Source organism: Enterobacter sp. Acro-832 (assembly GCF_011752745.1).
In the GTDB taxonomy this organism is placed as follows: domain Bacteria; phylum Pseudomonadota; class Gammaproteobacteria; order Enterobacterales; family Enterobacteriaceae; genus Enterobacter; species Enterobacter quasiroggenkampii.
Map to the genome: position 1 here is coordinate 1009227 of NZ_VWWX01000001.1, position 22792 is coordinate 1032018.

Below are 22792 nucleotides of genomic sequence, written 5' to 3' on the forward strand. Positions count from 1 at the left end.
GCGCAACGAATTGCGCCCAGTGGAGACAGTACCGCTTACTTATTTACCGATAAACTCAGCCAGGTTGGACTGGTCGACGCCCACGTAAGGTACGCGAACGATTTTGTTGTCAATTTTCCAGTTGGTGCCATCTGCCGCACCTTTGCCATCGGCCAGGTTTTTCGCCAGATCGAAGGTCGCTTTCGCCTGGTTGTTGGCATCGTTCAGCACGGTACCGGCCATCGCACCGGATTTAACCAGCGCCAGCGCTTCTGGCAGCGCATCCACACCGAATACCGGGATAGAGGATTTGTTGTGTGCTTTCAGCGCTTCTACCGCACCCATTGCCATCGCATCGTTGTTGGCGATAACCACTTCGATTTTGTTCGCGTTAGGGCCGGACAGCCACGCGTCCATCTTATCTTTCGCCTGAGCGGTATCCCACATCGCGGTATCTAACGCCAGCTGCTGGGTTTTCAGGCCCTTGTCGTTCAGCTCTTTGATAACGTAGGTGGTACGCGCTTCAGCATCCGGATGGCCAGGTTCGCCTTTCAGCAGCACGAACTGAATCTGACCGTCTTTGTTCAGGTCCCAGTTCGGGTTCGCCGCCCAGTGTTTCGCGATCAGATCGCCCTGAATAATACCGGACTCTTTGGAGTCGGTACCGACGTAATACGCTTTATCGTAGCTATCCAGCGCCTTACGGGAAGGTTCTTTGTTGAAGAAGACGATCGGCACGTTCTGGCCGCGCGCTTTTTCAATAACCGTGCCTGCTGCAGCCGGGTCAACCAGGTTGATGGCCAGGGCTTTCACGCCTTTCGCCAGCAGAACGTCGATCTGGTCGTTCTGTTTGGACTGGTCATTCTGGGAGTCGTTCATCAGCAGCTGAACGTCTGGCGCTGCTTTCGCATCTTTCTCAATCGCTTTACGCACAACAGACATGAAGTTGTCGTCGTATTTATAGATGGTCACACCAATACGGGTATCCGCAGCGTGCGCTGCTGCACCAAAAAGCATGCTTGCCATTACAGCAGACAGGGTCAACACCTTCTTATTCATGGTATCTCCGGTTTTTTTTATGCAGGGTAGTTCTTGTGAATAATGAGCGGCGGGCAGATGTTAATAAAACGTTACTGACAGCCGAGGTTCACTTATAAAATTTCTCTCTTCCGTGTTCGGTAACGCTCCAGAAATGCGTTTTATTCGTTGTTTGCGGCACATTGGCTATAGTGAAAGTGAATAATCACTGTTACATAGCGTTTCAGCCCCTAAAACGCTGACATCATAGTCAGCGCCTTGTTAAGATACTGTGAATTTACTCACAGATTGAAAACGGTTACATCACCACATGTAATCAGTTAGTGATCGGAACCACAGTTTGCCGGGCCGCGACGGAGTGGCGACGCACTAAAGTCGGCATGAAACAGTGTGTTGCCCCCGGATCCAGCATGCCAGCAGCCCCCTGTAACGCCAGCTCAGTCGCCAGTTTTGCCATAGAGGCAATGGGGTAACGCACGGTTGTCAGCTGCGGGTCGGTGTAACGGGCAATCGGGATATCATCAAAACCAATGAGTGATAAATGCTGTGGCACCGCAATCCCGTTATCTTTCAGCGCCGTCAGGGCGCCTGCCGCCATGCTGTCGTTATAGGCAAACACCGCAGACAGCTGCAGATTGCGGCCCAGCAGCTCTACCATCGCCGCTTCACCGCCCTGCATGTCCGGCGTGCCGGTCCCCACCCAGCTTTCGGATGGCGTAATGCCGTGCTCTTTCAGGGCGTTTTGCCACCCCTCGCGCCGCAGTTCGTCATCTTCAATCTGATGGCTGGAGGCCAGATAACCGATCCGCTGATGCCCGTTGTTGATGAGCATTTTCGTGGCCATCATGGCGCCGCTGACGTTATCCAGCCCGACGCAGCGGTGGGCATAGCCGGGAACGATGCGGTTAATCAGCACCATACCCGGGATCTGCTCCATCAATCCGGTTAGCTCTTCATCGCTCAAGGCTTTTGAATGGACAATCAAGGCGTTACAGCGCTGGCGGATCAGCACTTCAATGGCATGACGTTCTTTTTCCGCCTCATGATAGCTATTGCCGATCAGGACATATTTCTGATGCTGCTGGGCGACCATATCGACCGCTTTCACCAGTGCGCCGAAAAAGGCATCTGAGACATCCATCACCACCACGCCGATGGTGTCGCTAACCTGCGTCGCAAGCGCCTGGGCATTGGCATTTGGCCGGTACCCGAGCTGGGTCACGGCCTTCATTACGGTTTCACGGGTTTCAGGGCTGACCAGCGCGCTATTGTTGAGCACGCGTGAGACGGTAGCCACAGAAACGCCCGCCTGACGGGCGACGTCACGAATGGTGATCATATTCACCATCCTTCAAAGGATTGCAGCAACTCACAGACACCCCCTGTGTTTAGCAAGGTGGCTATTTTGGCAGCGAGAGAAAGGGGACTACGTGAAGAAGCTCACAGTCATGAAAACGCTTACATCCGTTTTGTTAATGATTGTGATCCAGATCGTTATCTGGATGTATTTTTCAATGATATCCCTGAAGCACGTGCGGTTAACTGACGCCATACCCACTCCAGCGGTCCCTGGCGGAAATAGCGTAGCCAGAGCACAGAAAACGCCAGGTTTACTGCCCAGACCGGAATAACAAACGCCAGCAGCGTAAGGCGGTCGAATTTCATAAACAGGCCAAAGTGATAGAAAAGCGTGGTGCAAATCAGCGTTTGCAGGAGGTAATTACTTAACGCCATGCGGCCCACGCAGGCGATAGCGCTGACCATCCACAGACGAGAAAGCGAGGGCCAGAAGCCGTAGATCAGCGCCGCGTAGCCGATGGTCTGAAACGGCGCGCTCAGTTCACGCGGCACCTGGAGCAGGAACGCGCACCAGCGGTAATCCCAGTGGATATGCCACTGCACCATCACCGCCGGGAAATTAATCAGCACGCCGAGCAGCACCAGACCAGCGCCGGTACGGCGATAGTGACGCAGGCTGAATTCCCCTTTCAGCCAGCCGGTGCGCATCAGTGACGCGCCCATCAGCATCATACCCGCCAGCTGCCAGCCGTATTGCGCGCCCAGCGCAAGGAGGTTGTCCCCCAGCATATCCGCGCGGTTGCTTATCGCTTCCGTTCCGCCCTTCAGCTTCCAGAACTGCTCGTACTGCAGGTTAGCGGCATCCGGGATCCAGGCACGGTTTGTCGTCTCGCCGGAGATCATCCCCAGCAGCAACAATACTCCAAGCCCCATGACATAGAGCATCACCCCGGTGTTGAACAGGCTTTTAACGCTGTGCGCATCGCGAATGAGGCGCCAGCAAATGAGCCCGACTAACCCATAGGCAAGAAGAATATCGCCGTCCCAGAAGAACAGGCCATGGATAAAGCCGAGGATAACCAGCAGCGTCAGGCGCGACTGGATCCAGCGCGTGCCGCGTTTGAGGAGAAGCTGCAGGCCTGCGCCAAACAGCAGGGCAAAGAGCGTGAGGAATTTGACCTGCGCAAAGAGATCGAGGATTGCCCAGGTCCAGGCATCACTGCGGGTGATGTCGCCATACCACGCGGGATTGAGATACGCCGCCTTCGGCAAACCGAAGGCGGTGATATTAAGCAGCAGGATACCGAGAATGGCGACGCCGCGAACAAAATCGAGCGTGACGTTTCGCTCCATGGTCCCTGCCCTGTAAGACTTAGTTGTGGTGACGTACGGCGCGCAGGAACTCCTGGCGGGTATTCTGGCTCGATTTAAACAGACCGCCCAGCGAGGTTGTAGTGGTCGCACTGGTGGCATCGCGCACGCCGCGCGCTTTCACGCAGTAGTGAACCGCGTCGATAGAGACGGCCACGTTATTGGTGCCCAGCAGCGTTTGCAGCGCGGTCAGGATCTGCTGGGTCAGACGCTCCTGCACCTGCGGACGCTGAGCGAAGAACTGCACGATGCGGTTGATCTTCGACAGGCCAATCACCGTGTCTTTAGGGATATACGCCACGGTCGCTTTACCGTCAATGGTCACGAAATGGTGTTCGCAGGTGCTGGTCAGCGTGATATCGCGAACCGTGACCATCTCGTCCACTTTCATCTTGTTTTCAATGACGGTGATTTTCGGGAAGTTGGCGTAATCCAGGCCGGAGAAAATTTCGTCGACGTACATTTTCGCGATGCGGTGCGGCGTCTCCATCAGACTGTCGTCACTCAGATCGAGATTCAGCAGCTCCATGATGTCGGTCATATGACCGGCAATCAGACGCTTGCGGGTTTCATTGTCCAAGTCCTGTACGGGCGGACGCAGTGGCGTTTCAAGACCGCGCGCAACCAGGGCTTCGTGGACCAGGGCAGCTTCTTTACTGAGTGATGACATTTTGTTCTCCTGCAGGTGTGGCGTCTTTTGCCCTCGTTGTGGCAAAAGTATGCGTTCATTGTGCGTGAGGCGGCGCACATAATCCAGTATTCACGACGATAATTATTGCAATTGCTGTTGCCTTTCAGCGTGACGATTCCAGACCAGGGCTCCTCCAACGAACAGCGCCACGCCCGCCAGCCCCAGCGCCGGCTCCAGCCGGTGGGTAAACCAGGTTGATAACGCCGAGGTGACCGGGCCAATCAACTGCCCAATCGCATACCCGGTGGTGAGCAGGCCCGCCATATAGCGCGTGTGGTTTGGCGCCAGCTCGCGACCGTATAAAAGAGAGAGCTGCACGGCACACAAAAAGCCGCCGCCCACCAGCAGCCCGCCCGTCAGCAACCCGCCAATCCCCGGCAGCAGCCAGGCCGCCAGCACGCCCGCCCCCTGTAACCACAGTACGATAGCCAGCCTGCGGTTAGCCGTTGAGGTATGGCGTAACAGAATACTGAGCGCAATCCCCACCACGGCGGCGAGACCAAAAATCGGCCAGACAAACTGGGCAAACAGGCTGCCGGGAAAACGCACGGCCGCCATTTGCGACAGGAAGGTCGCCGGGAGGATATAACCAAACCCGGCCAGGCTGTAGCTCCAGACCAGACGCGTTAAATCCGCCGTCAGCACCAGCGGCTCCGGCGCGGTGCCGGGTCGATGGAGCTGCCCGGATCGCGGCAGGTAGCGCGCCACCAGGGCAATCAGCACCAGCGCCAGCACGCCGTAGATTTGCCATGCCGCCCCGGCCGACAGGGACTTCGCCTGAATATAGACGGCGAGTAGGCCGCTCAGCGCAATACCCGCCCCCGGCCCGGCAAATACGGCAGCGCTCAGACCCGGTTTACCCAGCTGTCCCAGCCGTTCGTTTGTCCAGGCGGCAATGAGTACCATCGACCAGCCGCTCATGCAGCCGATGACAAAACGCAGCAGGCCGTGCACGACGGCGTTCTCCGCCGCCGCGGAGAGCAGCGTCAGCGCCACCGCGCCGGTGATGCCAAGCCAGAGGCGCGTTTCAACGAAGCGGTGCGCACGCATCGCATCCCACGCGCCCACCAGATAGCCCAGATAGTTCATCGCCGCCACCAGACCCGCGCTGGTCAGCGTAAGCTGTCCGGCAGCAATCATCAGCGGCACCTGGGGCGTAAAGGCAAAGCGCCCTATCCCCATCGCCACCACCAGCACGACAAACCCACTGAGCGCAATACGCAGCGCCATGACCGCTCCAATTGTTAAAGAAAAGTAAATTTATGATGCAGCATCTCGCCGTCTGGCGAAAGTGAAAGTTACTCACAGGTCAATGAAAAGGCTGTATTATGGTTTTTATGAATACGCATTCTCATTAAGGAGCCCTGCATGGAACTGCTCGAAGAGCACCGTTGTTTTGAAGGTCGACAGCAGCGCTGGCGGCACGACTCCACCGTCCTGAACTGTGCGATGACGTTCAGCATTTTCCTGCCGCCGATGGAAAATCCACCGGTTCTGTTCTGGCTTTCCGGCCTGACCTGCAACGACGAAAACTTCACCACCAAAGCGGGCGCGCAGCGCATTGCCGCCGAGCTGGGCATTGCGCTGGTGATGCCAGACACCAGCCCGCGTGGCGACGATGTGGCCGACGATGCCGGATACGACCTGGGCAAAGGCGCCGGGTTTTATCTCAATGCGACCGAGCAGCCCTGGGCGCGCCACTACCGCATGTATGATTACCTTCGCGATGAACTTCCTGCGCTGGTGCAGTCGCAGTTTGCGGTCGGCGAGCGCTGCGCAATCAGCGGCCACTCAATGGGCGGACACGGGGCGCTCATCATGGCGCTGAAAAATCCGGGGAAATACGTCAGCGTGTCGGCATTTGCACCGATTGTGAACCCAACACAGGTGCCGTGGGGGCAGAAAGCCTTCACACACTATCTGGGTGAGGATGCGGAAAAATGGGAGGCATGGGACAGCTGCGCGCTGATGCTGGCCAGCAGCTCAGCAAATGCAATCCCGATGCTTATCGATCAGGGCGATGCGGATCAGTTCCTCGCCGGACAGCTGCAGCCTGCGGTGCTGGCAGAAGCGGCACGCCAGAAAGACTGGCCGCTGACGCTGCGCATTCAGCCGGGATACGATCACAGCTATTACTTCATTGCGTCCTTTATTGAGGATCATCTCCGCTTCCATGCGGAGCATTTATTTGCATAAGCGCTGCCTGTTTTGCCCGGTGGCGCTTCGCTTACCGGGCCTACGGGCCTGTGCCCTTATGTAGGCCGGGTAAGGCGCAGCCGCCACCCGGCACATTACCCCATCAGAACTTATAATCCACACCGACAAAGTAGCGACGGCCATCTTCCGTGTAGCTGTAATCGTCGCGGCTCAGATCTTTGTCCAGCAGGTTCTGCACGCCCGCACGCAGCTTCACGCTTTTCGTCGCCTGCCACGCGGCGCCGGTATTCCAGATGACATAGCCACCCGGCGTTGGGTCGCTGCTGGTCAGCGCGCGTTTCTCACCGGTGTAGTTGCCCTGAACATAGAACGACCAGTCCTGCGTCGCCTTCCAGTCAACGGTCCCGTTGGCGGTGTGGAACGGCAGATCGGACAGCGGCTTGTTGCCGCCGTTGCTGATATCACGACCGTCGTTGTAGGTGTAGTTCAGCGTCACTTTCCAGTCGTCCGCCAGCGGGAATTTCAGCTCGGTCTCCACCCCGCGGATACGCGCCTTGTTGACGTTGTAGTAGCGGAATATCGGTTCACCGTCCGCATTCAGGCCAACGTAGTTAGGGTAGCTCTGCGCCTGCTTCGCATTGGCCGTACGGCTGATGCTGATGCGGTCATCGACGTTATTCTGGAAGGTGGTCACGCTGGCCTGCACGCCCTCTAACCAGCCCTCTTCCCCGCTGTAGTACAGACCGAACTCGAAGCTCTCGCTGGTCTCCGGTTTCAGATCCGGGTTACCGACAATCTCACAGGCACCTCGGCACGAGCCGGTGACCCAGTCCGGGCTCAGCTGCAGCAGTGACGGCGCTTTAAACGCGGTCGCCCAGCCCCCTTTCACCGTTACGGTATCGGTCGCGTTGTAGACCAGATAGGCGCGCGGGCTCCAGTGGTCGCCGTAGGTATCATGGTCATCCATACGGATGCCGGTGGTCAGCGCCAGAGGTTCAAAGATACGCCACTCATCTTCAAGGAACAGGGCATACTGGCTTGTCGACGTACTGCTGCTTGAACCGCCCGTCAGGTTGACCGGATCCTTCAGCTTATCGTGACGCCATTCGCCGCCGAAGGTCATCAGCTGGTTGATGTCGCCCAGCGGCAGCACGTATTTCCCGTCCACCGCGTTGCTCTCGGAGGTGATCGTATTGCTGTTGCCCGGGTTTTTGTTATCCACCTTCTCGCCGTACACCTTCAGCTCGCTGTTGCCGACGCCCCAGCGGCCGTTGTGGCTGAGAGAGTAGTTCTGACGCTCAAGGCGGTTTTTGTCGAGGGAATCCGAGTCACGATCCTGACGGTCGAAACCGTAGCCCGCCGTAAAGTCATGATTTTCAGACGGCGTCCAGGCGAACTCCACATTCGCATCGCGGCTGGTGAAGCCTTCAATGCGCGGTGTTTCACCGCTCGCCGTGGTAGAGGACTTCTGCTGACCGTCTTTCTCACGCTTTGCGAGGCTACCGTAGGCTTTCAGCCCCAGCAGACCGTCCACCAGCGGACCGCTGGTATAGAACTGACCGTTGTAGGTATCTCCACGGTCGCGATGTTCCTGAATTGTGGAATCGGCGCTCAGGGTACCCGTCCATTTCTGGCTGATTTTTTTGGTGATAATGTTCACCACGCCGCCCAGCGCATCGGAGCCGTAAAGAGAAGACATCGGCCCACGCACCACTTCAATTCGTTCGATGGCGTCAACCGGCACCCAGTTGAGGTCGAAATCATTATGGCGGAATACCGCGTTACGGGAATTGACGCGCTTGCCGTCGATCAGGATCAGCGTGTAGCTGCTGTCCAGTCCGCGAATACTTACGCCTTTACGGTTGTCCCCTTCGCTCGTGAGCTGCACGCCCGGCACATCCCGTAACACATCTTTCAGATTCTGAACGGGTTTGCGCTGCAAATCTTCCTGGGTGATGACGCTGATGCTTGCCGGTGCGTCTTTCAGGTTTTGCTCGGTCGCGGAGGCCGTGACAACCATTGTGTCGCCGGATTCCGCTGCGATAACAGGCAGGGCCAGGGACATTGCGGACGCGCAAAGTCCTCCCCTGACGAAGGGATTCAACCTAAACATTCCATATCTCCATGAGGTAAATACAACTCAATCAAATCATCATTGCTCACAGCGTCTTCCTTGCCGCCCACATCTCCGGTGGGTCGGTGACACGCTTATTTTTGATAACGATAAAGCAAACGATAATTATTATCAATTAAATTGTTAAGAAATATATCTTTGTTTCAGGGGGCAGGAATAAAAAAGCCCGCTCAAACGAGCGGGCTAATAGAGAGGAAGTGCGGTTATTGTTTAAATCGTTCCGGGAATTCCATTTCACTGTAGCGAACGAAGTGTGTTCCTTTCGTCAGCTTGTAACCAAACCAGATGACGAGGAACAGCGGAATGCCAATGTAGGTTGCCGTGACGGCGCCCCAGTCAATGGTGTCCGCCAGGAACGCTTCATAGTTCTGTCCCAGCGTAATGATCAGGCACAGAATGAAGGCGAAAATGGGACCCAGCGGGAAGAAGCCGGAGCGATACGGCAGCTGGTTAACGTCATAACCCTGTTTGACGTAGCCACGGCGGAAACGATAGTGGCTAATGGCAATCCCCAGCCAGGCAATAAAGCCCGTCATCCCGGAGGTGTTAAGCAGCCACAGGTACACCGTCTGGTTGCCAAACATAGAGGTCAGGAAGCACAGACCGGCGATCACCGTAGTGGCGTACAGCGCGTTACGCGGTACGCCGCCACGGGACAGCTTCGCGAAAATACGCGGTGCTTTACCGTCGCATGCCAGCGTGTAGAGCATACGGGTGGACGCGTACATCCCGGAGTTACCGGCTGACAGTACAGCGGTCAGGATAACGGCGTTCATCACTGCCGCGGCAGAAAGCAGACCGGCGTGCTGGAAGACCAGCGTGAACGGGCTAACGCTAATGTCTTTCACGTCATTACGCAGCAGGCTTGGATCGGTGTACGGAATGATCAGGCTGATAATCAGGATCGCGAACACATAGAACAGCAGGATACGCCAGAAGACCTGACGAACCGCGCGCGGAATATTCTTCTCCGGGTTCTCTGACTCACCGGCAGCAATGCCAATCAGCTCGGTTCCCTGGAAGGAGAAGCCGACAATCATTGCCACGCCAATCATTGCCGACAGTCCACCGGCAAACGGCGCATCGCCTATTGTCCAGTTACTCCAGCCCGCAGGTTCTGCGCCTTTGAAAATACCAACGATCATCGCCACACCGACGACGATAAAGATGATGACGGTTGCCACTTTGATCAAAGAGAACCAGTATTCCGCTTCGCCGAAACCGCGCACGGAGATGTAGTTCAGCAGGAAGATGACGGCCAGGAACAGGGCGCTCCAGATCCAGCCCGGCGTATTCGGGAACCACCAGTTCATCACCAGCTGTGCGGCGACAAGGTCAACGGCGATGGTGACCGCCCAATTGTACCAGTAGTTCCAACCCAGCGCGAAGCCGAAGCCTTCTTCAACGTATTTTTGACCGTAGGTCGAGAACGAACCGGATACCGGCATGTACGCGGCCAGTTCGCCGAGACTGGTCATCAGGAAGTACACCATCAGGCCAATCAGGATATAAGAGAAAAGTGCCCCACCCGGGCCGGCTGCCGAAATCGTTGCGCCAGAGGCAACGAAAAGACCTGTACCGATTGAGCCGCCAATGGCGATCATCGTCAGGTGACGCGCCTTGAGTTCACGACGTAGCGTGGGCGCTTCTGTGGTTTTAATTTCTGAAACCATATGAAAATGCTGTCCATTTAATAAATGAGGCGCGATTGTAGCAGACGATCCGCGTTCCTTCCGGCAGAAATACTCAGTTATAAGAGAGCTTCATGACGCGGCCAGGATTATAAGTAAAGCATAATTTTTCCCTCTCCCCTTTGGGGTGAGGGATGCTGTCAGATTTCGCAATAGCGCAGAAAACGCTGCAGCGAGCTGGAAAGGTGTTTCTGACGATGATGAATGCACCACAGCGTGCGCACCAGCTTCGGCAGCGGGATGGGGATTTCCACCAGCGATCCGGTTTCCAGCTGTTCGGCAATAACGCGCCGGGAAAGACAGCTGATGCCCAGCCCGTGGCGCACCGCGTGCTTGATGGCCTCAGAGTTCCCCAGCTCCATCCCTAACTGGAAATGCGGCAGATGGGAAAGCAGCAGATAATCGACAATTTCACGCGTGCCGGAGCCCTGCTCGCGCAGGATCCACTGCGCCTGCGCCAGCCGTTCCAGCGTCACCTCTCCCTGCAATAACGACGAGGCCGGGGACGCAAACACCACCAGCTCGTCTTCCAGCCAGGGCTCGGCAATGATATCAACGTTATGGCAGGGACCTTCGATGAGGCCGATATCCACGCGGAAGTCGATCACAGCGTTGATGACGTCCTGGCTATTGCCCACGCTCATCTCCAGCGGCAGGCTCGGGAAATCCCGGCGGTAGCGGGCAATCACTTCCGGCAGAATGTAGTTTCCAATGGTGCTGCTGGCGTAAACGCGGATCGCACCGTTGTCTTCGCGGAACAGCTGCTCGATTTCGATTGCCTGCTCGAGCAGCGCCAGCGCGCGCGGATAAAGAAGACGACCGTGCTCGTTGACCACCAGACGCTTCCCTACCCTGTCAAAAAGCTGAACGCCCAGCTGTCCTTCAAGATCGGTCAACGCCGCGCTGACCGCAGACTGTGAGAGCGCCAGCATTTGTGACGCCTGGGTCGTTGAGCCGCTTTTCAGCACCTCGGCAAAGACTTCCAGCTGACGCAGAGTAATGTGCATGGTTACTTACCACTTATATAGATTGATTATAAGTATATAATCAATTTTATTTTTAAGCCAGAGCGCCGTAACCTTTAGCCAGACAAAGGAGAAGGTTATGTCAGAAATCACCTTACAACATCATCGTACAGTGTGGCACTTCGTGCCGGGTCTTGCGCTCAGCGCTGCAGTCACCGCCGTAGCACTATGGGGCGGCAGCATCCCGGCCATCGCAGGCGCAGGTTTCAGCGCGCTGACGCTCGCCATTTTGCTCGGCATGGTCGTGGGTAACACCGTTTACCCGCATATCTGGAAATCCTGCGACGGCGGCGTAATCTTTGCCAAGCAGCATCTGCTGCGTCTTGGGATCATTCTTTATGGCTTCCGTCTTACCTTTTCGCAGATTGCGGATGTGGGTGCGAGCGGGATCGCCATCGACGTCCTGACCCTGACCAGCACCTTTTTACTGGCCTGTTTTATCGGTCAGAAAGTGTTTGGCCTGGACAGGCAAACCAGCTGGCTGATCGGTGCCGGGAGCAGTATCTGTGGCGCAGCGGCGGTGCTGGCCACGGAACCCGTCGTGAAGGCCGAAGCCAGCAAGGTAACGGTGGCGGTAGCGACGGTGGTGATCTTCGGTACGCTGGCTATCTTCCTCTACCCGGCCATGTATCCGCTGGTTGCCCACTGGTTCAGCCCGGAAACCTACGGCATCTATATCGGTTCGACCATGCACGAAGTGGCCCAGGTGGTCGCGGCAGGACACGCCATTAACCCGGACGCCGAAAACGCGGCGGTGATTGCCAAAATGCTGCGCGTGATGATGCTGGCCCCGTTCCTGATTTTTCTGGCCGCACGGGTTAAACAACTGGCTCCGGCGGGCGGCAGCGAGAAAAGTAAAATCACCATTCCGTGGTTTGCGATCCTGTTCATCGTGGTCGCTATCTTTAACTCCTTCCACCTGCTGCCGAAAGCCGTTGTCGATATGCTGGTGACGCTGGATACCGTACTGCTGGCGATGGCCATGGCGGCACTGGGGGTGACCACGCACGTCAGCGCGCTGAAAAAAGCTGGTGCGAAACCGCTGCTGATGGCGCTGGTACTCTTCATCTGGCTGATTGTCGGCGGCGGCGCGATTAACCTCGCGGTCCATAGCCTGATGGCATAAACCACTACATCCTTCTCCTGTTAACCCGCTATCATAAGCATTTCGGGTTAACAGGAGTCCCTTTATGAAATATGTTGGAGCGCACGTCAGCGCTGCAGGTGGCCTTGCGAATGCCGCCATTCGTGCCGCCGAAATTGAGGCGACCGCTTTCGCCCTGTTCACCAAAAATCAGCGCCAGTGGCGCGCCGCACCGCTCACCGCTGAGGTGATTGATGATTTCAAAGCCGCCTGTGAGAAATACCGCTACGGGCCCGGCCAGATCCTCCCCCACGACAGCTACCTGATCAACCTCGGTCACCCGGTTGAAGAGGCGCTGGAAAAATCCCGCGAGGCGTTTCTTGATGAAGTACAGCGCTGCGAACAGCTGGGGCTGACGCTGCTGAACTTCCATCCGGGTAGCCATCTGATGCAGATCGACGAAGATGCCTGCCTGGCGCGCATTGCCGAATCCATCAACATCACCCTGGACAAGACCAAAGGCGTTACCGCGGTGATTGAGAATACCGCTGGTCAGGGCAGCAACCTCGGCTTCAGGTTCGAACATCTGGCAGCGATTATCGACGGCGTGGAGGATAAATCCCGCGTGGGCGTGTGCATTGATACCTGCCACGCGTTTGCCGCCGGTTATGACCTGCGCACCACCGAGGCAACGAAAAACACGTTTGATGAGTTCGAGCGCATTGTGGGCTTTAAGTACCTGCGCGGAATGCACTTAAACGATGCGAAAAGCGCCTTTGGTAGCCGCGTTGACCGCCACCACAGCCTGGGCGAAGGCAACATTGGCCACGATGCGTTTCGCTTTATTATGCAGGACGCCCGCTTCGACGGTATTCCGATGGTGCTGGAAACCATTAATCCGGACATCTGGGCAGAAGAGATTGCCTGGCTGAAGGCACAGCAAACCGCTGAACAGGCGGCATAAAAAAAGCCGGGTGCGTAATGCAACCCGGCTTTTTTGTTGTTTATCGCTTACGCTGCTTTTGCCACAACTTCCGCTTCCGGACGTTTCAGCACCGCGTAAGAGAGGCCTGCCACCAGCGTACCGGCAACAATCGCCAGCAGGTAGCCCAGTACCGGGGTGATGGCGCCAGGGATCAGCAGCACGAACAGACCGCCGTGTGGTGCCATCAGCTTCGCACCGACAGCCATAGAGATCGCCCCCGTTACCGCACCGCCAACGATACAGCACGGCAGCACACGCATTGGGTCACGCGCCGCGAACGGAATCGCCCCTTCGGTGATGAAGCACAGACCCAGCACCAGCGCGGCTTTACCGCCTTCCTGCTGCGCTTTATCGAACTTACGACGGGCAATAATCGTCGCCAGACCGAGCGCCAGCGGAGGCACCATACCTGCCGCCATGATCGCCGCCATTGGCGCGTAGGTCTGGGTACTCAGCAGGCCCACACCAAAGGCGTACGCCGCTTTGTTCACCGGACCACCCATGTCGGTACACATCATGCCGCCGAGGATTGCACCCAGCAGAACCGCATTCGCGGTACCCATGGTTTGCAGCCAGTGGGTCAGACCCGCCAGGATGCCCGCAACCGGCTTACCAATCAGGTAAATCATCGCCAGGCCGACCACCAGGCTGGAAATCAGCGGGATGATCAGGATCGGCTTCAGCGCTTCCATACTCTGCGGCAGCTTCAGCTTCGAGCTAATCAGCTTCGCGACGTAACCGGCGAGGAAGCCCGCGATGATACCGCCGATAAAGCCGGAACCGGTGCTCACGGCCAACATGCCGCCGATAAGACCCGGCGTCAGGCCAGGACGGTCAGCAATGGAGAAGGCAATAAAGCCCGCCAGTACCGGCACCATCAGGGCGAAGGCTGAGCCGCCGCCGATCTGCATCAGCGCAGCCGCCAGCGTACCTTGTTCTTTAAACGCGGTGATACCAAACGCGAACGAGAGCGCGATACACAGACCACCCGCGACCACCATCGGCAGCATGTAAGACACGCCGGTCAGCAGGTGACGATAGGCGCCTGCGGACTCTTTTTTCCCTTCCGTCGCGGTCTGACGCGCGCCGGTTGCCTGATACGGCTTCGCTTCTACCAGCGCTTTATCAAACTCCTGCGCGGTCTTTTTCAGCGCAAGGCCGGTGGAGGTACGGTACATTGGCTTACCGGCAAATTTCGCGAGGTCCACTTCGATATCCGCCGCCACAATCACCAGATCGGCCTCAGCCACTTCTTCAGGGGTGATCGCGTTGCCAGCACCGACGGAGCCGCGTGTTTCCACTTTTACCCACCAGCCGCGTTTTTTCGCTTCGGTTTCAATGGCTTCAGCCGCCATAAAGGTGTGAGCCACCCCCGTCGGGCAGGCCGTCACCGCCACAATGCGTTTCGGGCCCGTGGCCGTAGCCGGTGCCGTCGCGACAGGCGCGCTGTACACAGACGCATGACCTTTCGCTTCGCTCAGGAACAGTTCCGGGTGTGCCACCGCGCGATTAATATCGCCCAGCCACACTTTTTTACCGTTCAGCGCACTGTCAGCCGGGATTTTGTCGCCCAGGACAATGGCCAGTTCTGCATCGCCTGGATTATCGATAATCTCCAGATGTGCTTTTTGTGCCGCCGCGCCCAGCAAGGTCTTCGCCATATAGGCGCGAGCCTGTCCGAGACCGGAGTCAATGATCAGCAGCGTTTTCATTATTCCTCTCCTGCTGTTAGTTAAAAGGTTTTAAGTCAACGCGCGCCATCATCGCGGCTAACTGGGTACGATCGGTAATACCGACATTGCTCTGGCTGACGGCCAGGGCAGCAACGGCAGTGGCAAGACGTAAGGTATGTTCACTGGATTCCCGCATCAGCAGACCATAAATCAGGCCGCCAACCATGGAATCCCCTGCGCCAACGGTACTCACAACTTCCATTGACGGCGGTTTGGCGATCCATTCGCCAGACGCGTTAACCCACAACGCGCCTTCTGCACCAAGCGAGATCACCACGTGAGCGATACCCTGCTCACGCAGCGCATGGGCAGCGTCAATCACATCTTTTAATTCTGGCAGCTTACGACCCGCCCAGATCTCCAGCTCGCGGCGATTCGGCTTCACCAGCCATGGTGAGGCTTTCAGGCCCGCAACCAGCGCGTCACGGCTGCTGTCAAAAATGATGCATGGGCACTGGCTGCGCAGGCGCGTCATCCAGTCGGTAAAGGCTTCCGGGCTCACGCCGGACGGCAGGCTGCCGCTGACGCAGACCATGTCAAACTGCCCCAACCACGTCAGCGAGTCGTTGACAAAGCGTTCCCAGTCTGACGGCGTCACTTCGAAGCCCGAGAAGTTCAGATCGGTTACTTCACCGTCTTTCTCCGTCAGCTTAACGTTGATACGGGTACGGCCCTGAACCACCTGAAAACGGTTGGCAATGCCCAGCTCGCTGAACAGTTGCTGGAAACCATCCTGGTTGTCTTTACCGAGGAATCCGCCCACGGTGACATCGATACCGAGATCCTTGAGCACTTTCGCGACGTTAATCCCTTTACCCGCAGCATGCAGGCCGGTGGTACGCACGAGGTTGACTTCGCCGCGTTCAATTTCCGGGCAAAATCCTACCAGGTCATAAGCCGGGTTCAGCGTAATAGTCGCAACACGTCTGCTCATTATGCGCCCTCCCCCAAACCTGCCGCGATGGCATCGCCAATCGCTTTCAGCGCCTGTTCAGCATCGGCACCCTGCGCGGTGAAACGCAGACGGTGGCCTTTCTTCACGCCCAGCGCGACCACTTTCATCAGACTACGGCCGTTGGCCGGTTTGCCCGTGCCGTCAAGATTCGCCACGGTAATCTCACTCTCGAATTGTTTAATGGTATTCACCAGCATGGTGCCCGGACGGGCATGCAGGCCGTGTTCGTTACGCACCACGAACTCCGCGGTTTGCACGTCATCCGTCAGCGCATCATCACTGGTCAGCAGTGCCAGCACGGTGGAGGCATCAGCGTTCAGCAGCTTTTCAGCTTTGTTGTTCAGCAGCAGGTCGCCCAGACGCTTCAGCACGGACACCGGCTGTTCATCAGCCATCGCCACGGTCACCAGCATGGCCGCGCGTTCGCCTTCTACGTCAAATGCAGTGGCCGCACGGCTCACGGCAATCGCACTGCGCAGGTTGCCTTCAGCACTGTCGTTCAGCCAGATGCCCTGACCCAGATTCAACGGCTTATCGTTAATCACGCGCGTCACAAAGGTGGCATCCGCCGCGCCGGCTTCTTTCAGGCGGCCCGCGTTCAGCGCCTGCAGCGTCACCAGATCGGAAGCAACCACATCCAGCGTCAGCGTTTCATTATCCAGTTTCAGCGCTTCACTCTGTTTTTCGCCCATCAGCAAGGCGCGCAGCTCTTCCGCGGTGGTGGCGGATTTAAGCTGTTCAGCCACCGCGTCATCGCTCAGGACATGCGTCAGCTGACGCAGCAGACCTAAGTGTTCATCGCTGCTGGCCGCGATACCGATCGCCACATAGGCCACCTGACCGTCTCCCCAGAGAACGCCCTGCGGGAACTGGTAAACCTTAACGCCGGTTTTCAACACCTGATCGCGGGTGTCGGTGGTGCCGTGCGGAATGGCGATCCCATTGCCGAGGAAGGTTGAGGTCTGCTGCTCGCGCGCCAGCATGCCGTTGACATAGCCGTCCGCGACGTTACCCGCCTGCACAAGCGCAGCGGCAACCTGGCGAATAGCCTCTTCTTTATCCCCGGCCTGAGCGCCCGGGTGGATATCCTGAACAGATAACTGGAACATGGTTCTCCACTCCTGCTGAACTTGAATCGTTTCAGCTTTAATGAGAAAAAATGCGCTAGCCTGCTCCGTTTGTTAAAACAAGATAGCGCTGAAACGTTTCAAAAAGTCTTGCGCTTTCTGCAATGCCTTGCAAGAAAACTCGTATTTCAGATTGCAGAATTTAGAGATACAGCACATTTCTTCTTCGTTCAGCTGAATTTTGCTGAAGTTCAGCAAGTCAGTTTCAGCTAAGGTCAGCCGATGTGGATGCAAGATGAAATGCCATTTTGATTTTTCGTGGCATCATTGACCGCACCCACTGTTTATTTTTTAGCTGACGGCGTACACTCCGCCCCTCTCTGCTACTCGCTAATTATAAAACATGCATAACATCCCTGCGGCTGCCTCGCCGAAGCCCTTTGATTTGACCTCAGCGGCCTTCCTGATTGTTGCCTTCTTCACGGGCATTGCCGGTGCGTTACAGACGCCGACGCTGAGCTTATTTTTGACCAATGAGGTTCATGTTCGTCCGGCGCTGGTTGGCTTCTTTTTTACCGGAAGCGCCATCATCGGCATCCTGGTCAGTCAGTTCCTGGCGGGGCGGTCCGACAGAAAAGGCGATCGTAAAAGCCTGATCGTTTTCTGCTGCCTGCTGGGGGTTTTGGCCTGCGTTCTGTTTGCCTGGAACCGCAACTACTTCATTCTGCTTTTCGTCGGGGTATTCCTGAGCAGCTTTGGTTCGACGGCGAACCCACAGCTGTTCGCGCTTGCCCGCGAACACGCCGACCATACCGGACGTGAAGCGGTGATGTTCAGCTCTGTCCTGCGTGCACAGGTGTCGCTGGCGTGGGTGATTGGCCCGCCGCTGGCTTACGCGCTGGCGATGGGTTTTGGCTTTACGGTGATGTACCTGAGCGCGGCGGTCGCGTTTGTGGCGTGCGGCGCGCTGGTGTGGTTCTTCCTGCCGTCCATGCGCAAAGAGCCCAAAGTGGCAACGGGCGTGCTGGAAGCGCCGCGCCGTAACCGCCGCGATGCCCTGCTCCTGTTCGCGATCTGCACGCTGATGTGGGGCACCAATAGCCTCTATATCATCAATATGCCGCTGTTTATTATTAATGAACTGCACCTGTCGGAGAAGCTGGCGGGCATCATGATGGGCACCGCGGCCGGGCTTGAGATCCCGACCATGCTTATCGCAGGCTATTACGCAAAGCGCTTCGGGAAACGTTTTTTAATGCGCATCGCCGCCGTCGCCGGTCTGCTGTTCTATCTCGGCATGCTGACGGTACATACGCCCGGGCTATTGCTGGCGTTACAGCTGCTGAACGCCATCTATATTGGCATTCTCGCCGGGATAGGCATGCTCTATTTCCAGGATCTGATGCCGGGTCAGGCAGGCTCTGCCACCACCCTTTATACTAACACCACCCGCGTGGGCTGGATTATTGCCGGCTCAATGGCCGGTGTCGTGGCCGAAATCTGGAACTATCACACGGTGTTCTGGATTGCGCTGGTGATGTGTACGCTGACGATGGGCTGTCTGGCGAAGATTAAAGACGTTTAAGGTGCGGTGAGCGATTCAAGCTCAAGAAGGTACGTCATCGCCTGCTCGCGCGTGCTGCCACACATTTCGGCCGTGGGCTGAAGCCCGGAGCAGACCTTCGGACGCAGCGGTGAGCCAAAGATCATGCACAGGTTGGTTTCCGAGAGCTGAACGCAGCGGGTATTGGCAGGCTTGCCCTCGGGCATTCCTGGAATGGGGCTTGAAATGGACGGTGCAGTACAGCACGCGCCACAATCGGGACGGCAATCCATAAATGCTCTCTTTCGCTGGCGGATGCCCGTACAGTCGGGCATCGCGCGCACAGTAACACCTTTTGCGTATTGATAGCAAAAGCCACGAATTCCTCTTGCCTGAAAGGCCGCGCGCGAGTAATTTGGCGCGATATTTTTTACCTCCCGTAAACAGGATTACTGCAATGCCAAGAGCGAACGAAATTAAGAAAGGTATGGTACTGAATTACAACGGCAAACTGCTGATTGTGAAAGATATCGATATTCAGGCACCAAGCGCCCGTGGTGCAGCTACGCTGTACAAAATGCGTTTCGCCGATGTGCGTACCGGCCTGAAGGTGGAAGAGCGCTTTAAAGGTGACGATATCGTCGATACCGTCACCCTGACCCGTCGCTATGTTGATTTCTCCTACATCGACGGCAACGAATATGTGTTCATGGACAAAGAAGATTACACCCCGTACATCTTCACCAAAGATCAGATTGAAGAAGAGCTGCTGTTCATCCCGGAAGGCGGTATGCCAGACATGCAGGTTCTGACCTGGGACGGCGTGCTGCTGGCGCTGGAACTGCCTCAGACGGTCGATCTGGAAATCGTTGAAACGGCACCTGGCATCAAAGGCGCATCCGCAAGTGCCCGCAACAAACCGGCGACCCTGACAACCGGCCTGGTTGTGCAGGTACCGGAATACCTCTCTGCTGGCGAGAAGATCCGCATCCATATTGAAGAAAAACGCTATATGGGTCGTGCTGACTGATTGCGGCATTTGTCGGGTGGCGCTACGCTTACCCGACCTACGAAAAAACCGGCCCTGAAGCCGGTTTATGTGTTTTTGTAGGCCGGGTAAGGCGAAGCCACCACCCGGCAATTCCGGTTACAGCAGCTCAGGATACTTCGTCATCTTCAGCGCCAGCTCAACGCCGCGCACTTCCGCCATCCCCTTAAGACGGCCAATCGCCGAATAACCCGGGTTAGTTTTCTTGCGCAGATCGTCCAGCATCTGATGGCCGTGGTCAGGACGGAACGGAATAGGACGCACATCGCCAGTCTGCTTGCGACGCGCCTCTTCCGCCAGAATGGCATCTACCACCGCCACCATATTCACATCACCGCCCAGGTGCGCCGCCTCGTGGAAGGTTTTTGGGTTCTCTTCACGGCAGGTCGCGCGCAGATGCGTGAAGTGGATACGATCGCCGAAGGATTCAATCATCCGCACCAGGTCGTTATCCGCCCGAACGCCGTAGGAGCCGGTACACATGGTGAAGCCGTTATAGATGCTGTCGACCGTCTCTTTCAGCCACTGCATATCTTCAATCGTGGACACGATACGCGGCAGGCCGAGGATTGGACGCGGTGGATCGTCCGGATGTACGGCCAGGCGAACCCCTACTTCTTCCGCAACCGGCACGATAGCGCGCAGGAAATACGCCATGTTTTCACGCAGCTGCTGCTTATCAATATCGCCGTATTCCGCCAGGCGGGCGCGGAACTGATCCAATGTATACCCTTCTTCAGCCCCCGGCAGGCCCGCAATAATATTACGGGTCAGCTTTTCGATATCTGCGTCACTGGCGGCGTTAAACCACGCGAGCGCCTGCTGCTGCTCTTCCGCGGTGTAATCCGCGTCGGCGCCAGGCCGTTTCAGAATGTGCAGTTCGAACGCCGCAAAGGCAATCTGATCGAAACGTAGCGCTTTCGAGCCGTCCGGCATCTGATATTCAAGGTCGGTTCGCGTCCAGTCCAGGATAGGCATGAAGTTGTAGCAAACCGTATCAATGCCGCAGGCCGCGAGGTTTCGGATGCTCTGCTGGTAGTTAGCAATCCAGGTCTGGTACTCCCCTGAATGGGTTTTGATATCTTCATGAACCGGAATGCTTTCTACCACAGACCAGGTTAATCCCTTCTCCGCCAGCAGCGCCTGACGCGTCTGTATTTCCTCTATCGGCCAGACCTGACCGTTAGGAATATGATGCAGCGCCGTGACGACACCCGTTGCGCCAGCCTGACGCACATCATCAAGAGAAACCGGATCGTTCGGCCCGTACCAACGCCAGGTTTGTTCCATTGCCTCACCCTCTTAAGTTGTTATACCAATATGTGCTACTGCAATGACGACTACCATACATGTTTGCCGTGAAGGGTCAATACACCGCCACATATTGATTGATCAAACTCACATAACGGGGATATTTACGGCTCACCAATTTTATTTGCTGTCATATAACTTTACACTGGCATTGTTAATTAATGGTTAATCAGGTGTGTATCTCATGAAGACAATTGCCTCCACCGCCCTTCCTGCCCGGGTTCAGCAACCTCGCTACGATCGCCAGTCATTACGCTCCCGCATCGTCCACTTTGGCTTTGGCGCGTTTCACCGTGCGCACCAGGCATTGTTAACAAATCGGGTGCTGAATGAAAAAGGCGGCGACTGGGGGATTTGTGAGATTAGCCTTTTCAGCGGCGATGTGCTGATGAGCCAGCTGCGCGCGCAGGATCATCTGTTCACCGTGCTGGAAAAAGGGGCTGAAGGAAATGAGGCCATTATCGTCGGTGCTGTCCATGAATGCCTGAACGCAAAGCTGGACTCCTTGCCCGCCATTATTGAGAAATTTTGCGAGCCTCAGGTTGCGATTGTCTCGCTCACCATCACGGAAAAAGGCTATTGCATCGATCCCGCGACCGGAAAACTCGATCTGAATAACCCCCGGATCGTCCACGACCTTGAAAACCCCTCCGAGCCACATTCGGCCCCTGGCATCCTGGTCGAAGCCCTCCACCGCCGCCGCGAGCGCGGCTTGCCTGCGTTTACCGTGCTGTCCTGCGACAATATCCCTGACAACGGGCACGTGGTGAAAAACGCGGTGCTGGGCATGGCGCATAAACGTTCCGCAGGGTTATCTGAGTGGATTGATAGCCACGTGAGTTTCCCGGGGACGATGGTCGACAGGATTGTGCCCGCCGCGACGGAAGCCTCGCTGGCGGAAATCACCGACGCGCTCGGCGTGGAAGATCCGTGCGCCATCAGCTGCGAGCCGTTTATTCAGTGGGTCGTGGAAGATAATTTTGTCGCCGGGCGTCCCGAGTGGGAAGTGGCGGGTGTCCAGATGGTGCAGGATGTGCTGCCTTGGGAGCAGATGAAATTACGCATGCTCAACGGCAGCCACTCTTTCCTGGCGTATCTGGGGTACCTCGCGGGCTACGCCCATATAAATGAATGCATGGAGGACGCGGCGTTCCGTGAAGCCGCACGTCGGCTGATGCTGGACGAGCAGGCCCCCACGTTGCGCATCAAGGATGTCGACCTCACGGCATACGCCGATAGCCTGATCGAACGCTTTGCCAACCCGGCCCTCCAGCATCGGACCTGGCAAATCGCGATGGACGGTAGCCAGAAGCTGCCCCAGAGAATGCTGGACGGGATCCGCGTTCATCTTGAGCGAAATACGCCGTGGTCGCTGCTGGCCCTGGGCGTGGCCGGCTGGATACGCTACGTCAGCGGTACCGACGAACGCGGAAACGCGATTGACGTTCGCGATCCCCTCAGCGATAAAATCCGCGCCATCGTCAACGCCAGCAGCGACGCCAACCGCGTCCACGCGTTGCTGGGGCTGAGTGAGGTCTTCGGTCACGATCTTGCGCGTAATCGCATTTTTGTGGAGGCTGTCAGCCAGGCCTATGAGCGCATTACCCGCCACGGCGCGCGTCAGGCTGTTATCGAAACGTTAAATCTTTAACGATTATTGCGCTTAATGCGAACGGATGAG

At 56.8% G+C, this 22792-nt stretch carries 19 protein-coding genes; 6 read left to right on the forward strand and 13 right to left on the reverse strand.

Annotation, left to right across the window (positions count from 1 at the left end; translation table 11 throughout):
• Positions 1-39: 39 nt before the first annotated feature.
• The 5 genes from mglB to F3J31_RS04680 all read right to left on the reverse strand — a co-directional run bounded on the left by mglB (position 40) and on the right by F3J31_RS04680 (position 5608).
• A complete protein-coding gene (gene mglB / locus F3J31_RS04660) occupies positions 40-1038 on the reverse strand; it encodes a galactose/glucose ABC transporter substrate-binding protein MglB (RefSeq protein WP_008500923.1) in 999 nt (332 codons plus the stop codon).
• Positions 1039-1333: 295 nt separating this feature from the next.
• The gene (galS, locus tag F3J31_RS04665) at positions 1334-2356 is read right to left on the reverse strand and encodes an HTH-type transcriptional regulator GalS (protein WP_032675202.1); all 1023 of its coding nucleotides are present in this window, start codon (positions 2354-2356) and stop codon (positions 1334-1336) included.
• A gap of 155 nt (positions 2357-2511) precedes the next feature.
• Positions 2512-3669: a DUF418 domain-containing protein YeiB gene (gene yeiB, locus F3J31_RS04670; RefSeq protein ID WP_167211606.1), complete on the reverse strand. Its 1158-nt coding sequence runs from the start codon at positions 3667-3669 to the stop codon at positions 2512-2514.
• A 19-nt stretch (positions 3670-3688) separates the two neighbouring features.
• Positions 3689-4357, reverse strand: coding sequence for a GTP cyclohydrolase I FolE (gene folE / locus F3J31_RS04675; RefSeq protein ID WP_008500927.1), 669 nt, complete (start codon positions 4355-4357; stop codon positions 3689-3691).
• A 102-nt stretch (positions 4358-4459) separates the two neighbouring features.
• Entirely contained in the window at positions 4460-5608 is a 1149-nt protein-coding gene (locus F3J31_RS04680) for a YbfB/YjiJ family MFS transporter (protein WP_167211609.1), read from the reverse strand.
• A 138-nt stretch (positions 5609-5746) separates the two neighbouring features.
• On the opposite strand from F3J31_RS04680, the gene fghA reads away from it, so the two are divergent.
• Positions 5747-6574, forward strand: a complete 828-nt coding sequence (gene fghA, locus F3J31_RS04685) for an S-formylglutathione hydrolase (RefSeq protein WP_167211612.1) — start codon at positions 5747-5749, stop codon at positions 6572-6574.
• 103 nt (positions 6575-6677) lie between these two features.
• Here the strand turns inward: fghA and cirA are convergent, their stop codons facing one another.
• From cirA to yieE, 3 genes are all read right to left on the reverse strand, one after another.
• The gene (gene cirA, locus F3J31_RS04690) at positions 6678-8648 is read right to left on the reverse strand and encodes a catecholate siderophore receptor CirA (protein ID WP_167211615.1); all 1971 of its coding nucleotides are present in this window, start codon (positions 8646-8648) and stop codon (positions 6678-6680) included.
• Positions 8649-8872: 224 nt separating this feature from the next.
• Positions 8873-10342, reverse strand: coding sequence for an amino acid permease (locus tag F3J31_RS04695; protein WP_167211618.1), 1470 nt, complete (start codon positions 10340-10342; stop codon positions 8873-8875).
• A gap of 158 nt (positions 10343-10500) precedes the next feature.
• On the reverse strand, positions 10501-11367 hold the full coding sequence (gene yieE / locus F3J31_RS04700; RefSeq protein WP_045908684.1) for a DNA-binding transcriptional regulator YeiE: 867 nt from the start codon (positions 11365-11367) through the stop codon (positions 10501-10503).
• A 97-nt stretch (positions 11368-11464) separates the two neighbouring features.
• Here yieE and F3J31_RS04705 point away from each other — a divergent pair, with 97 nt between their 5' ends.
• Together F3J31_RS04705 and nfo are read left to right on the forward strand one after the other, a co-directional pair.
• Positions 11465-12511 (forward strand): YeiH family protein, encoded by a 1047-nt coding sequence (locus F3J31_RS04705; protein WP_023294037.1) that lies wholly within the window; start codon positions 11465-11467, stop codon positions 12509-12511.
• A 64-nt stretch (positions 12512-12575) separates the two neighbouring features.
• Positions 12576-13433, forward strand: coding sequence for a deoxyribonuclease IV (gene nfo, locus F3J31_RS04710; RefSeq protein WP_094943276.1), 858 nt, complete (start codon positions 12576-12578; stop codon positions 13431-13433).
• Between the two features lie 47 nt (positions 13434-13480).
• Here the strand turns inward: nfo and fruA are convergent, their stop codons facing one another.
• Genes fruA through fruB form a run of 3 tightly spaced genes read right to left on the reverse strand, consistent with a single transcriptional unit; the run spans position 13481 to position 17251 of the window.
• On the reverse strand, positions 13481-15166 hold the full coding sequence (gene fruA, locus F3J31_RS04715; protein ID WP_063622106.1) for a PTS fructose transporter subunit IIBC: 1686 nt from the start codon (positions 15164-15166) through the stop codon (positions 13481-13483).
• 16 nt (positions 15167-15182) lie between these two features.
• The gene (gene fruK / locus F3J31_RS04720; protein ID WP_008500936.1) at positions 15183-16121 is read right to left on the reverse strand and encodes a 1-phosphofructokinase; all 939 of its coding nucleotides are present in this window, start codon (positions 16119-16121) and stop codon (positions 15183-15185) included.
• Positions 16121-17251 carry a fused PTS fructose transporter subunit IIA/HPr protein gene (fruB, locus tag F3J31_RS04725; protein WP_063622107.1) on the reverse strand — a complete coding sequence of 377 codons (1131 nt, stop codon included), beginning with the start codon at positions 17249-17251 and terminating at the stop codon, positions 16121-16123. The genes fruK and fruB overlap by 1 nt, the downstream gene beginning before the upstream one ends.
• A 361-nt stretch (positions 17252-17612) precedes the next feature.
• Between fruB and setB the strand changes: the two genes are divergently transcribed.
• Positions 17613-18794: a sugar efflux transporter SetB gene (gene setB / locus F3J31_RS04730; RefSeq protein ID WP_063622108.1), complete on the forward strand. Its 1182-nt coding sequence runs from the start codon at positions 17613-17615 to the stop codon at positions 18792-18794.
• Here setB and F3J31_RS04735 read toward each other — a convergent pair.
• Positions 18791-19045, reverse strand: coding sequence for a YkgJ family cysteine cluster protein (locus F3J31_RS04735; protein ID WP_045908692.1), 255 nt, complete (start codon positions 19043-19045; stop codon positions 18791-18793). The two genes, setB and F3J31_RS04735, sit on opposite strands and share 4 nt — an antisense overlap.
• A 164-nt stretch (positions 19046-19209) precedes the next feature.
• Between F3J31_RS04735 and yeiP the strand changes: the two genes are divergently transcribed.
• Entirely contained in the window at positions 19210-19782 is a 573-nt protein-coding gene (gene yeiP, locus F3J31_RS04740) for an elongation factor P-like protein YeiP (protein ID WP_008500940.1), read from the forward strand.
• A gap of 117 nt (positions 19783-19899) precedes the next feature.
• Here yeiP and uxuA read toward each other — a convergent pair whose 3' ends face one another.
• Positions 19900-21090 carry a mannonate dehydratase gene (uxuA, locus tag F3J31_RS04745; protein ID WP_167211621.1) on the reverse strand — a complete coding sequence of 397 codons (1191 nt, stop codon included), beginning with the start codon at positions 21088-21090 and terminating at the stop codon, positions 19900-19902.
• 205 nt (positions 21091-21295) lie between these two features.
• Here uxuA and F3J31_RS04750 point away from each other — a divergent pair, with 205 nt between their 5' ends.
• Entirely contained in the window at positions 21296-22762 is a 1467-nt protein-coding gene (locus F3J31_RS04750) for a fructuronate reductase (RefSeq protein ID WP_167211624.1), read from the forward strand.
• Positions 22763-22792: the final 30 nt, after the last annotated feature.

Excerpts from the sequence above, each read along its gene's own strand:
- F3J31_RS04680 (WP_167211609.1), bottom strand. The coding sequence starts at position 5,608 with ATGGCGCTGCGTATTGCGCTCAGTGGGTTTGTCGTGCTGGTGGTGGCG.
- galS (WP_032675202.1), bottom strand. The coding sequence starts at position 2,356 with ATGATCACCATTCGTGACGTCGCCCGTCAGGCGGGCGTTTCTGTGGCT.
- mglB (WP_008500923.1), bottom strand. The coding sequence starts at position 1,038 with ATGAATAAGAAGGTGTTGACCCTGTCTGCTGTAATGGCAAGCATGCTT.
- F3J31_RS04695 (WP_167211618.1), bottom strand. The coding sequence starts at position 10,342 with ATGGTTTCAGAAATTAAAACCACAGAAGCGCCCACGCTACGTCGTGAA.
- cirA (WP_167211615.1), bottom strand. The coding sequence starts at position 8,648 with ATGTTTAGGTTGAATCCCTTCGTCAGGGGAGGACTTTGCGCGTCCGCA.
- fghA (WP_167211612.1), top strand. The coding sequence starts at position 5,747 with ATGGAACTGCTCGAAGAGCACCGTTGTTTTGAAGGTCGACAGCAGCGC.
- yeiP (WP_008500940.1), top strand. The coding sequence starts at position 19,210 with ATGCCAAGAGCGAACGAAATTAAGAAAGGTATGGTACTGAATTACAAC.
- uxuA (WP_167211621.1), bottom strand. The coding sequence starts at position 21,090 with ATGGAACAAACCTGGCGTTGGTACGGGCCGAACGATCCGGTTTCTCTT.
- setB (WP_063622108.1), top strand. The coding sequence starts at position 17,613 with ATGCATAACATCCCTGCGGCTGCCTCGCCGAAGCCCTTTGATTTGACC.
- F3J31_RS04705 (WP_023294037.1), top strand. The coding sequence starts at position 11,465 with ATGTCAGAAATCACCTTACAACATCATCGTACAGTGTGGCACTTCGTG.
- fruB (WP_063622107.1), bottom strand. The coding sequence starts at position 17,251 with ATGTTCCAGTTATCTGTTCAGGATATCCACCCGGGCGCTCAGGCCGGG.
- nfo (WP_094943276.1), top strand. The coding sequence starts at position 12,576 with ATGAAATATGTTGGAGCGCACGTCAGCGCTGCAGGTGGCCTTGCGAAT.
- fruK (WP_008500936.1), bottom strand. The coding sequence starts at position 16,121 with ATGAGCAGACGTGTTGCGACTATTACGCTGAACCCGGCTTATGACCTG.
- fruA (WP_063622106.1), bottom strand. The coding sequence starts at position 15,166 with ATGAAAACGCTGCTGATCATTGACTCCGGTCTCGGACAGGCTCGCGCC.
- F3J31_RS04735 (WP_045908692.1), bottom strand. The coding sequence starts at position 19,045 with ATGGATTGCCGTCCCGATTGTGGCGCGTGCTGTACTGCACCGTCCATT.
- yieE (WP_045908684.1), bottom strand. The coding sequence starts at position 11,367 with ATGCACATTACTCTGCGTCAGCTGGAAGTCTTTGCCGAGGTGCTGAAA.
- yeiB (WP_167211606.1), bottom strand. The coding sequence starts at position 3,669 with ATGGAGCGAAACGTCACGCTCGATTTTGTTCGCGGCGTCGCCATTCTC.
- folE (WP_008500927.1), bottom strand. The coding sequence starts at position 4,357 with ATGTCATCACTCAGTAAAGAAGCTGCCCTGGTCCACGAAGCCCTGGTT.
- F3J31_RS04750 (WP_167211624.1), top strand. The coding sequence starts at position 21,296 with ATGAAGACAATTGCCTCCACCGCCCTTCCTGCCCGGGTTCAGCAACCT.